The sequence below is a fragment of the Verrucomicrobiota bacterium genome (assembly GCA_016871675.1).
Lineage (GTDB): Bacteria > Verrucomicrobiota > Verrucomicrobiia > Limisphaerales > VHCN01 > VHCN01.
In genome coordinates this window covers 1-10293 of sequence record VHCN01000091.1, presented here as the reverse complement: position 1 = coordinate 10293, position 10293 = coordinate 1, and the positions used below count along the sequence as shown (strand labels likewise).

Below are 10293 nucleotides of genomic sequence, written 5' to 3'. Positions count from 1 at the left end.
TGCCATTGCAGAAGGAACACTTGAAATTGCCATTGGCCCCCGTGCCCTTGCACGAGGAGCACTTGAAGTTGCTCGTGCCTGAGCCTCTGCACTTGTTGCAGGTATCGGCGTTGGCTTGAGTGGCGGACAGAATCAGCGCCCCCAGGAGCGCCAGCGCTAAGCGGAGCATGTGTTTCATGGTTCGAATTGTTAGTCCTCGGGAATGTTAGGTTGTATTGACCGTTTGGCGAGGCGTTTTCGCAGCAATGCCCCGAAGGGGAGGGATAGGAATTTTGATTTCGGGCCACGGGCGGTGAGGCGCTGGTTTGCGGCCTGCGCAACCGCAAATCTCCCCGCGCGATTCGCTCGGCAAAGAGAGTGTCGCGTGTCGAGCGAACGCCAGCGGAGCTTGCCGCCAAGCCGGAAGCGGGCGTAGAATACGCCCGATGACGAGTTGCGAATCAGGTTTGCGGTTGCTGTCTTTTGCCACAAAGACGCCGGTTGTTGCTGGTGATTTCTCTCTGTGCTCATGCGAGTATAGAAAAACAGTATTGAAATCGCGCAAATTGCGTTTTTCGTAAGTCGCAATACTTTGTAAATAAACAGTTTGCGCCCGTAGCTCAGATGGATAGAGCATCTGCCTTCTAAGCAGGTGGTCGGGGGTTCGATTCCCTCCGGGCGTGCCAGATTCTCGAGGGTTCCTCCGAACGCACGGTTTGGCTGTTTGAACCGCGGGCGTCAAACGCTGGTAGTGGCTCAGGTTGTTGTCGCGTTGGCGTCGGGCGCCATCCTGTCGGGTCACAGAGCCGACGCTGCATCATCAAATGATGCCAGTGCCCGGACGCCCGCACGGCACGTTGGCTTCAGTCACTTCAGCCCGAGAGTTTTCCGCCCTTCCGCCGAGATCATGGACTGGTGCCACGGCGGGTCCCACACGACTTCCACGCTCGCATCCTCGACGCCGGGAAGCGTGAGAATCTTCTGCTGCGCGTCGCGGGCGATGACGGTTCCCATGCCGCAGCCGGGGGCGGTGAGCGTCATCTTCACGAAAACCTTGTGCCCGCCCGACGGGATCGGCTCGATGCCGAGGTCATACACCAAACCGAGGTCCACGATGTTCACCGGGATTTCCGGGTCGAAGCACGACCGCAACACCTCCCACACCATTGTCTCGTCCACCCTGCCCGCCGCAGGTGCGACCACGGCCGCCGTCGACTCCTCGGGTTTGAGGCCGAGCGCGTCGGCGTCCTTGCCGTCCACCCGAAAGAGCCCGCCCATGGTGAACACGGTGTAGCTGCCGCCAAGGTGCTGCACGATGTCCACGGGCGTGCCGGAGTGAAGCGTGACGGCGTTGCCGACGGGAATCTGGATCGCCGCGCAGTCGCGCGCGAGCTGCACCGAAGTCGCCTGCTGTTCCATGGCGCGAAGCTAGCCGGTGCGCCGCGTTTGGCAACGATGAACGCCGCGTCCCGCGCGGCGGGATTGAAATTGCGCGGGCCGCAGCCGTCTGCCCAAATCCGCCCGTGCAAAACCCCGCGTGGAAGACGGCCCTCGACGCGTGCGCCGACCCGCAGCGGGCGCGCGATGCGATCGAGCGGCTGAAGTCCTCGGGCGCGTCGGCCGCGCTGCGCAAGTCCTCCGCGGAACAGGCGCGCATCGTCGCCGCGGTGCTCGGCGGTTCGCAGTCGCTCGGCGACGCGCTCGTCGCCAACCCCGAGTGGCTCGGCTCAGTGCTCGACCCCGGCTCGCTCGCGCATCCCCGACAGCCGCAGGGCTTGCGCCGCGAAGTCGAGGGCTTTCTCCGCCCCGCGCTCGATGCGCGCGATTTCGAGGGCGCGCTCGCGCAGCTTCGGCGGTTCAAGCAGCGGGAGTGGCTCCGCATCGGCGCGCGCGACCTCGCGCGTCTTGGCGACATGCCGCAAATCACCCGCGAACTTTCCGACGTGGCCGATGGGTGTCTCGACGCCGTCTTGCGCGTGTGCCGGCGACAGTTCGAAGCGCGGCTCGGCTCGCCGTTCCACCTCGACGCCGACTCGGTGTGGCAGCCGACGCCATTCTGCGTGCTCGGCATGGGCAAGCTTGGCGGGCAGGAGCTCAATTTCAGCTCGGACGTGGACCTGCTCTTCGCCTACACAGACGAGGGCCACGCGTTCCGTGAAGCCCCGCGCGGCGGCGAGCTCTCGGGCAGGGGCGTGACGAATCACGCGTTCTTCAAGCGGGTCGCCGAGGCGTTCATCGCGGAAGTCACGCGCGCGACCGCCGATGGCTTTCTCTACCGGGTGGACATGCGGCTCCGGCCCGAGGGCGACACCGGCCCGCTCGTGCGCTCGGTCGAGAGCTACGGGCATTTCTACGCGCAATGGGGCCAGACGTGGGAGCGCATGATGCTGATGAAGGCGCGCTGCGTCGCGGGCGACGACGTGCTCGCGGGCGAGTTTCTCGAAACCGTCCAGCACTTCCGCTACCCGCGCTCGCTCCACCCGCGTTCGCTGGAAGAGGTCGCCGCGATGAAGCTCCGCATCGAGCAGGAAGTCGTCCGGTCCGGCGAACTCGACCGCAACGTGAAGCTGGGCCGCGGCGGCATCCGCGAGATCGAGTTCATCGCGCAATCGCTGCAGCTTCTTCATGCGGGGCGGCTGCCGTTTCTTCAGCTTCCGCAGACGCTGCCCGCGCTGGCCGCGCTCGCGCGCTACAAGCTCCTCCCGCGCGACGAGGCCGACGCGCTTGCGGCCGCGCTCGTGTTCCTGCGCGATGTCGAGCACCGGTTGCAGATGGAGCACGACCAGCAGACGCACACGATCCCGACCGAGCGCAAAGCCCGCGAGCGCATCGCGCGGCTGATGGGGTTCGAGACCCTCGCGGCGTTCGAGACGGGCCTGGGGCGGCACACGCGCACCGTGCGCGAGAGCTACGAGAAAGTGTTCGGCACGGAAGCGACCGCGGCGGCGACCGCGCTGCCCGCGCGGTTCGAAGGGCACGAGGAAGCGTGGGGGGCGCAGCTTGCGGCGCGGCGGTTCCGCGACCCGCCGAAGGCCGTGCGGCTGCTGCGCGAATTCGTCGAGGGCCCGGGCTACGTGCATGTGTCCGCGCGCACGAGCGAACTCGCGATGCGCCTCATCCCCGTGCTGTTCGACACGTGCGACGGCAAGCGCCACGACTCCGCGACGTCCCCATCCGCCCTCCGCCACCCGCCCTCCGCGATTCTCAGCGACCCCGACCGCGTCCTCGCGCGCCTCGACGCCTACATCACCGCCTACGGCTCGCGCGCGATGCTTTACGAGGCTTGGACCAACCGCCCCGCGCTCTTCGAACTGCTGCTGCTGCTCTTCGACCGCTCGGAATTCCTCGCCGAGTCCGCCATCCGCGCGCCCGATCTCGTGGACGACCTGCTCACCACCGGACGGTTGCGGCGCATGAAGTCAGCCGCCGAAATCCTCGACGAACTCCGCCACGGCAGCGGTGACGACGATCAGCGGCTTTGGATTCGCCGCTATCACCAGGCCGAATTCATGCGGCTCGGGCTGCGCGACATCCTCGGGCTCGTGGGCTTCGAGGTGAACCTCGCCGAACTCTCCGCGCTCGCCGACGCGTGCCTCGGCTACGCGCTCGAAGTCGTCGCGCGACGGCACAGGTTCAAGTCCGCGCCGCTCGCGATCATCGGCCTCGGCAAACTCGGCGGCTCGGAACTCACCTACGGCTCGGACCTGGACATCTTGTTCGTCGCCGACGACAAGGCGCGCGACCTGCCGAGGCTGCAAGCACTCGCCGCCGAGTTGATCGACCTGCTTTCGGCGACCACCGAGCACGGCACGACCTTCGCGCTCGACGCGCGGCTCCGGCCCGACGGCGAGAAGGGGTTGCTCGTGAACACGCTCGCCGCGCACGAGGACTATTACCGCGCGCGCGCGATGCTGTGGGAAATCCAGGCGCTCGGTCGCGCGCGGTTCATCGCGGGCCACGCCGGGGCCGGTCGCGCGTTCGAGCGGCTCGCGTCAGCGCTGAGTGACTTCAGCCTTGCCGGCGTTTCGCGCGGCTTCGAGGTGCGCGGCCGGCGCGGGCTCGCGTGCTACACGCCGGACTGGAAGGGCGAGATCGCGCATATGCGGCAGCGCATCGAGCGCGAGCGAACCCCCGCGGGCCACGAGGCGCTTGCGTTCAAGACCGGCGCGGGCGGGTTGGTGGACGCCGAGTTCATCGCGCAGACGCTCGCGATGGAACTCGGCTGGGCCGAGCCGAACACGTTGCGCGCGCTCACCCGCGCCCGCGACGAGGCCGCGCTTCCCCGCGCGGAGGCGGAGGCCCTGCTTGAAAACTACCGCGAACTCCGCCGCGTCGAGGGCATCCTGCGCCGCTGGAGTTACGAGGGCGAAGCGGAACTTCCCGGCGATCCCGCGCCGCTCTATCGCGTCGCCGTGCGCTGCGGCTTCGCGACCGCCGCGGAATTCATGAAATCAATGAGCATCTGCCGCGCAAGCCTGCGGCGCATTTATGAACGCGTGTTCGCGGAAAGGCCCCGCGCGATGGGTCTGTGATCCTGGCGGGCGATTTCGAAGTGTCGGTTCCATTCATGGATGAGACCGTCCAAATCCGCATCCACGGCGATGCGTCGAAGCCGGCGCTCATTTACCTGCCGGGGTTGCACGGGGACTGGACGCTCGTTCCAGGGTTCCGGCTTGCCCTCGGCGGGCGGGTGCGATTCGTCGAGTTCACGTATCCGCGAACGCTTGCGTGGAGCCTCGAGGCCTATGCTGACGCGATCGAGCAGAGCCTGTCGCAGCACGGCATCACACGAGGCTGGTTGCTCGGCGAATCGTTCGGCTCGCAAGTGGCGTGGACGCTCGTGCGAAGGGAGAGGGGAGGGGGAAGTGGGACAATGGAAGACACCGGTCGCGGGCGAGGGGACGGCTTTCCGCCGCGCCCGCTTCTCCCGGCGTTTCAAGCCGACGGCTTGATTCTCGCGGGCGGATTCGTGAAGCACCCCTTCAAGTGGGGCGTGCAACTCGCGGGCACGTTCGCGCGCGGCGTTTCGCTGACGTGGCTGACGAGGTTGCTGTTCGTTTACGCGAAGGCGTCGCGTTGGCGGTTCCGGAATTCGCCCGAGGTTGTCGCGGGCATCGAGGCGTTCGTGTCGCGCCGGACGGAACTGGACAAACTGGCCGCCGTGCACCGGCTCAGGCTCATCGCGGCGAACGATCCGCGTCCCATCGCGCGCCAAACCACGATGCCGGTGCATCATCTGGCCGGTCTGTGGGATCCGGTGGTGCCGTGGCCGTGGGTGCGAAGCGGGCTTCGGCGTGAGTGCCCCGGCTGGCGCGGCGGCCGGCTTGTCCTGTTCGCCGATCACAACGTGCTCGGCACCGCGCCCCGCGACGCCGCTGAGCAGGTGCTCGCGTGGATGTGTGCGAAGTCTTCCGACTTTCCAAAGTCGAGGGAAACAAGTGAGGGAGGGGAGAACGCCGACGCCGTGCTGGAATGCCGCGGCTATTCGCCGACGGCTTTTGTGGAAGCGGGCGCAGGGACGAGTTGAATGAAGGCGCCCTCGCCCGCGGGCCTTGCGGCGGCGGTGTTCGTGCGCTGCGCGCCGCGCGGGCGTGAGGTGTCCGAGGTGTCGGCCTTCATGGCTTTCCGCACTTTGGGCGTCTCCTGCTCGAACTTCTTCACCTGGTCCGGGTTGAGCTCGGCGCGGATGCGGTCGCGCATCTTCTTGAGTTCGTCGCGCATCTTCGGGGCGATGGGCTCCCACACGTCGCTGATGTGCTCGTTGCCTTCGAGGAGGATTTCCTCGATGGCTTCATACTGCTGCTGCGTGAGGACGAGCTGGCGGTCGAGGCGCGCGAGGTATTCGCGCTTCTGGACGGTGTTGAAGGGAAACGGCGGAAGCGGCAGGCGCGGCTGGGCGGCCTTCGGGCGCTGTTTCTCCTGGATGTGCGCCACCGAGGCGCCGGTGAAGACTCCCGCGCCAAAGATGACGAGCGTCGCGAGGATGACTTGCCACTGCTTCACTGCAATTCGTTCGGGGGTTCGACCGTGGTGTCGATGGTCAGCGCGAGCGTGTGGTCGCCTTCGTTCGCGGCGTCGTGCTGGCGGTGCGGGAGCGCGAGCGCGAGCGCGGCCACGATGAGGGTGAGCGCGATGCAGGCGGCGGCGGAGCGCCAGAGCGCGCTGCTCCAAAGCGCCCACGCGTCGGGCGCGGGCAGGGCGGCGATGCGCGCCATGATGCGCTTCTCGAAGGCGTAGGGGATGTGGCCGCCCGGCGCTTGCGCTCGCGCAGCCGCGATGAGTTTCTGTTGGAGTTCGTTCACTTGCATGACGCATTCTGGCAGACGGGGAGGCGGAAATTGCGGTTACACATACTTCTCGCTGGCGAGTTTTTCGAGCAGCTTGCGCATCTGCGCGCGAGCGCGGAAGGCGCGGACCTTGACGAGCGGGATGGACCAGCCGGTGATGCGCGCGATCTCCTTCACGGAGCGGTCCTCGATCTCGAGCAGCACGATGACGAGGCGGTTTTCCGGCGAGAGCTGGTCGAGCAGCCGCTGGATCAGCAGGCGCGCGGCCGCGGCGTCCTCGCGCGCGGAACTTGGCTCCTGCCGGAACTTCTCCAGCCAGTCCGATTCCTCGGGTGTGATGTCGGAGAAGTTCATTTCGCGGTTCCGCTGGTGGGCGCGCAGGAAGTCGTAGCACGTGCGCAACGCGAGCCGCATCAGCCAGTGCTCGAACGGCGCCTCGCCCCGGAAGCTCGGCAGCTTCTGGTAGGCCTTGATGAACACCTCCTGCACGATGTCCTGGATCTCGTCCTCGCGCCGCGCGTAACGCCGGGCGGTGGCGAAGACCCGCGACTGATACTTGGCGATGATGGGTTCGAAGCTCGACGGGTCGCCCGCGAGGACAGCGGCGATCAACTCCGAGTCGGTCCGTTCCATCACCGCGAGTGTTGCAGAGGGGCGGGGTTCCAAGAAGCCGAAAGCCACCGTCACGTGGCGGTGGCTTTCGGGCAACGTGTCACTCGGCTTGGAAGCTCACGGATTGTTGGCGGGCGGTGACCCAGGCCGGCGCGGCTCGCCGTCCCGGGGCGGCTGCGGCGGATTGTTCCCGCCGGGACGACGGTCGTTGAAGCGGTCGCCTCCCGGCCGGGGCGCGTCGCCGGGTTGACCGCCGCCTTGGGGACGCCGGAACTCGCCTTCGCGCGGCGGCTGGCCGGGTTCGCCCTGGGGCCGGCGGAATTCACCGCCCGGCTGCTGCTGGAATCCGCCGGGCCGCGGGCCGCCCATGCCGGGGCCGCCCATGCCGGGGCCGCCCATGAACATCGGCTTGAGCTTTTCAGCCACGTCCGTGCCGAGTTGCTTGCGCACTTCGGCGAAAGCCTTTGCGCGGAGCACGGCCATGTCTGCGTCCATCTTCGCAATGGCCATCACTTTGTCACGGATCGCCTTCTCGTCGAACTTCGGCGCGGTGAGCAGTTCGTTCATCTCGCGGCGGGCGGTCATAAGCGACTCGTTTGCTTCGCGCTGGTTCTGAAAGGTCGCGCCCATGATTTCGCGGACGGCGTTGCGTTGCTCCTCGGTGAGGTCCGCCATGAAGTTGGCCGGGCCTTGTCCCTGTCCCTGTCCCTGTCCCTGCCCGCCGGGGCGGAAGCCTTCGCCGGGCTGGCCCTGCGGCCGGAAACCATCGCGCGGCTGGCCTTCGGGGCGGAAGTTGTCGCGCGGCTGTCCGTCGCGCGGCGGGTTTTGCGGCGGGCGTTGCTGGAACTCGCCCCGCGGGGGCGCGCCATCGCGCGGGCGTTGCGGGTCGTCGCGCTGCGGACCGGGCCTGTCCTGCGCGGTGGCGGGGAGTGCAGCGATGCAAGCCACGGCGAGCAGGGTGGCGAGTGGCACGGGAGTTGAAGTGCGTGTGGGGTTCATGAGGCGCGTTGAGTTCGGATGGAGAACACCGGGCCGGACGGTTGGTTCCGGGGTTGAGCCACGGTGGATGAGACGCCGCGGGGCCGGATTTGTTACAAGGCGGCACCGTCGACTCCAGCGTTGCGCAAGCGCGCCGAAGTTCTAAAGTCCCGCGTGCGTCCAAGCCAGCAACTTGCATTCAACTCAACCATGAAATCGCTGACCGCCCTTCTCGCCGCATCGTTCCTCGGATTCGCCGCCACCGCCGCGGAAAACACGTGGGTCACCTACGATGCGAAGCCCGGCCCCGGCAAGGGCAAGCACCTGGTGTTCCTCACGGGTGACGAGGAATACCGTAGCGAGGAAGGCTTGCCGCAACTCGCCAAGATTCTCAGCCAGCGCCACGGCTTCAAATGCACGGTGCTTTTCTCCGTCGACGACGAGGGCTTCATCAACCCCGACAAGGGCGGCAGTTTGTCGAATCCCGCCGCGCTCGACTCCGCCGACGCGATCGTGATGCTGCTGCGGTTCCGCCGCTGGGATGAGGGCGCGTCGAAGCGCTTCGAGGCCGCGCTCGACCGCGGCGTGCCCATCATCGCGCTGCGCACGAGCACGCACGCGTTCAACGGCTACCCGAAGGACAGCCCGTTCGCGAAGTGGAACTTCAACAACGGCGGCGGCTTCGGCCGGCAGGTGCTGGGCGAGACGTGGGTCACGCACTGGGGCCGCCACAAAGTCGAAGCCTGTCTCGCCGTCACGGAACCCGGCGCGGAACATCATCCGATCCTGCGCGGCGTGAAAGACGCCTTCGCCGACTCCGACGTTTACGAGGCGCACCCGCCTGCCGATGCAAGGATCCTGCTGCGGGGCAAAGTGCTCAAGGGCATGAAGCCCGAGGACCCGCCAGCGGACTACAAAAAGAAGACGGTCAAGGGGGTCGAACAACCCGTCAACGACCCGGCAATGCCCGTCGCGTGGACGCGCGACCATGCCCGCGAAAACGGCAAGGTGAACAAGGTCTTCTGCACCACGATGGGGGCGGCGACCGACCTGCTCAGCGAAGGGACGCGAAGGCTCGTGGTCAACGCGGTCTTCTGGGGCTTGGGACTCGAAGTTCCCGCGAAGGCCAACGTGGAGATCGTCGGAGAGTTCAAGCCCACGATGTATGGCTTCAAAACTTACAAGAAAGGTGTGAAGCCGTCGGACCTCAGGTAGCGCGGCTCAACCGCGGACACTTTCCCCGAGCCACTTCAGATACTTCGCCGCGCCCGAACGCACCGGCAGCACCACGAATTCCGGCGTGTCGTAGGGATGCGCTGCGAGGACGCGCTTCTCCAGCGCCGCGAGACGCGCGCGCGCCGTCTTGAACACGATCAGCACCTCGGCGGACGACTCCAGCTTCCCGCGCCACCAGTAGTGCGACTCGATCCGCGACACGAGATTCGCGCACGCCACGAGCCGGGCCCTCAACGCTGAACGCGCGAGCCGCCGCGCAGTCTTCAGGTCTGGCGCCGTCACCAGCACGACTGCGAATTGGGTGGTGGCCTTCATCCGGTCCTGATGCCGTTGGACAACGCCTTCTGTCCCCCTCACTCCCCGACGGGGACGATGCGGTAAGTCTCCGTCCACTGGATCAGCTCAATGCGGTTGCCGTCCGGGTCGCGGATGAAAAACCGGTCCGCACCGGGAATGGGCACCGTCTCCGCCGTCTCCACGCCCTTGCGTCGGAGTTCTTCGCGCGCCGCCTGCGCGTCGTCCACGTGCATCGCATAGTGCCGCTGGCTGAACGAATCCGGCTGCGGCGTCGGGATCAAATGAACCTGCTCGTCGCCCAGCTCGAACCAGTGCACCCGCAGCCCCGCGCCGGGGAACGTGGACGGGATGCCGATCTCCCGCATGCCCAGCGTGTCGCGATAGAACTTGCGCGCGCGCGCCATGTCAGTGACGAGGATCGAGACGTGATGAAGTCCGCTCAGTTTCATGCGCAACAACTCAAAGACAAACCGCGCCCGGATTCAACCGGGAAACCCATCGCGTCCGACGGCGCGTTGGTGTCGTGCTCCTGGCGCTCCCGTTCGCCTTGACGGAAACAGGCGGTGGCGGGCGGGATGCTCGACGTGTCGGTGGCGCGCAGGACGCCGCCGGACGCGGCGGCGGCACGGCGGAGGAACTGGCGGCGGTTCATGGTGCGCTAAACTCTTGGGCGTAAGTTGTCGTGCGCGCTAGACAATCTTCGGCAGTTCAAACCCCTTCCGGTGTTCGCGGCCGACGAACTGGTTCGCCTCCGCGTAGTCGAAGGTCTCGGTCGCCGGGTCAATCCTCAGCCGCTTGCGGGTGCGCCAGGCGATGTTGCCGGCGTGGCACATCACGGTGCTGACGTGGCCGGAGTAAATTTCCTGGTTCAGTGTCTCGCGCTTCCGGCTCTTCACGGCGTCGA

Annotated in this window: 11 protein-coding genes and 1 tRNA gene; 4 read left to right on the top strand and 8 right to left on the bottom strand. The window is 66.9% G+C overall.

Going from position 1 to position 10293, the window contains the following annotated elements:
- Window positions 1-588 precede the first annotated feature (588 nt).
- Window positions 589-665: transfer RNA gene (locus tag FJ386_14120), tRNA-Arg, on the top strand.
- Window positions 666-846: 181 nt separating this feature from the next.
- Here the strand turns inward: FJ386_14120 and sufT are convergent.
- Window positions 847-1398 carry a putative Fe-S cluster assembly protein SufT gene (gene sufT / locus FJ386_14115; GenBank protein ID MBM3877828.1) on the bottom strand — a complete coding sequence of 184 codons (552 nt, stop codon included), beginning with the start codon at window positions 1396-1398 and terminating at the stop codon, window positions 847-849.
- Window positions 1399-1460: 62 nt separating this feature from the next.
- Between sufT and glnE the strand changes: the two genes are divergently transcribed.
- Both glnE and FJ386_14105 read left to right on the top strand, forming a co-directional pair.
- Window positions 1461-4511 (top strand): bifunctional [glutamate--ammonia ligase]-adenylyl-L-tyrosine phosphorylase/[glutamate--ammonia-ligase] adenylyltransferase, encoded by a 3051-nt coding sequence (glnE, locus tag FJ386_14110; protein MBM3877827.1) that lies wholly within the window; start codon window positions 1461-1463, stop codon window positions 4509-4511.
- 35 nt (window positions 4512-4546) lie between these two features.
- The gene (locus tag FJ386_14105) at window positions 4547-5506 is read left to right on the top strand and encodes an alpha/beta hydrolase (GenBank protein ID MBM3877826.1); all 960 of its coding nucleotides are present in this window, start codon (window positions 4547-4549) and stop codon (window positions 5504-5506) included.
- Here FJ386_14105 and FJ386_14100 read toward each other — a convergent pair.
- From FJ386_14100 to FJ386_14085, 4 genes are all read right to left on the bottom strand, one after another.
- On the bottom strand, window positions 5461-5982 hold the full coding sequence (locus FJ386_14100; GenBank protein ID MBM3877825.1) for a hypothetical protein: 522 nt from the start codon (window positions 5980-5982) through the stop codon (window positions 5461-5463). The two genes, FJ386_14105 and FJ386_14100, sit on opposite strands and share 46 nt — an antisense overlap.
- On the bottom strand, window positions 5979-6281 hold the full coding sequence (locus FJ386_14095) for a hypothetical protein (protein ID MBM3877824.1): 303 nt from the start codon (window positions 6279-6281) through the stop codon (window positions 5979-5981). Before FJ386_14095 ends, FJ386_14100 begins: the two co-directional genes overlap by 4 nt.
- A 42-nt stretch (window positions 6282-6323) precedes the next feature.
- Window positions 6324-6899, bottom strand: coding sequence for a sigma-70 family RNA polymerase sigma factor (locus FJ386_14090; protein ID MBM3877823.1), 576 nt, complete (start codon window positions 6897-6899; stop codon window positions 6324-6326).
- A 96-nt stretch (window positions 6900-6995) separates the two neighbouring features.
- The gene (locus tag FJ386_14085; GenBank protein MBM3877822.1) at window positions 6996-7877 is read right to left on the bottom strand and encodes a periplasmic heavy metal sensor; all 882 of its coding nucleotides are present in this window, start codon (window positions 7875-7877) and stop codon (window positions 6996-6998) included.
- Window positions 7878-8066: 189 nt separating this feature from the next.
- On the opposite strand from FJ386_14085, the gene FJ386_14080 reads away from it, so the two are divergent.
- A complete protein-coding gene (locus tag FJ386_14080; GenBank protein ID MBM3877821.1) occupies window positions 8067-9071 on the top strand; it encodes a ThuA domain-containing protein in 1005 nt (334 codons plus the stop codon).
- Between the two features lie 6 nt (window positions 9072-9077).
- Here FJ386_14080 and FJ386_14075 read toward each other — a convergent pair whose 3' ends face one another.
- From FJ386_14075 to FJ386_14065, 3 genes are read right to left on the bottom strand one after another with little or no spacing between them, the layout of a single operon-like run.
- Window positions 9078-9407: a divalent-cation tolerance protein CutA gene (locus tag FJ386_14075; protein ID MBM3877820.1), complete on the bottom strand. Its 330-nt coding sequence runs from the start codon at window positions 9405-9407 to the stop codon at window positions 9078-9080.
- A 38-nt stretch (window positions 9408-9445) separates the two neighbouring features.
- The gene (locus FJ386_14070; protein MBM3877819.1) at window positions 9446-9838 is read right to left on the bottom strand and encodes a bleomycin resistance protein; all 393 of its coding nucleotides are present in this window, start codon (window positions 9836-9838) and stop codon (window positions 9446-9448) included.
- A complete protein-coding gene (locus FJ386_14065) occupies window positions 9835-10041 on the bottom strand; it encodes a hypothetical protein (GenBank protein MBM3877818.1) in 207 nt (68 codons plus the stop codon). Before FJ386_14065 ends, FJ386_14070 begins: the two co-directional genes overlap by 4 nt.
- Window positions 10042-10293 lie beyond the last annotated feature (252 nt).

Excerpts from the sequence above, each read along its gene's own strand:
- FJ386_14085 (MBM3877822.1), bottom strand. The coding sequence starts at position 7,877 with ATGAACCCCACACGCACTTCAACTCCCGTGCCACTCGCCACCCTGCTC.
- FJ386_14070 (MBM3877819.1), bottom strand. The coding sequence starts at position 9,838 with ATGAAACTGAGCGGACTTCATCACGTCTCGATCCTCGTCACTGACATG.
- FJ386_14065 (MBM3877818.1), bottom strand. The coding sequence starts at position 10,041 with ATGAACCGCCGCCAGTTCCTCCGCCGTGCCGCCGCCGCGTCCGGCGGC.
- FJ386_14090 (MBM3877823.1), bottom strand. The coding sequence starts at position 6,899 with ATGGAACGGACCGACTCGGAGTTGATCGCCGCTGTCCTCGCGGGCGAC.
- FJ386_14080 (MBM3877821.1), top strand. The coding sequence starts at position 8,067 with ATGAAATCGCTGACCGCCCTTCTCGCCGCATCGTTCCTCGGATTCGCC.
- FJ386_14105 (MBM3877826.1), top strand. The coding sequence starts at position 4,547 with ATGGATGAGACCGTCCAAATCCGCATCCACGGCGATGCGTCGAAGCCG.
- FJ386_14075 (MBM3877820.1), bottom strand. The coding sequence starts at position 9,407 with ATGAAGGCCACCACCCAATTCGCAGTCGTGCTGGTGACGGCGCCAGAC.
- sufT (MBM3877828.1), bottom strand. The coding sequence starts at position 1,398 with ATGGAACAGCAGGCGACTTCGGTGCAGCTCGCGCGCGACTGCGCGGCG.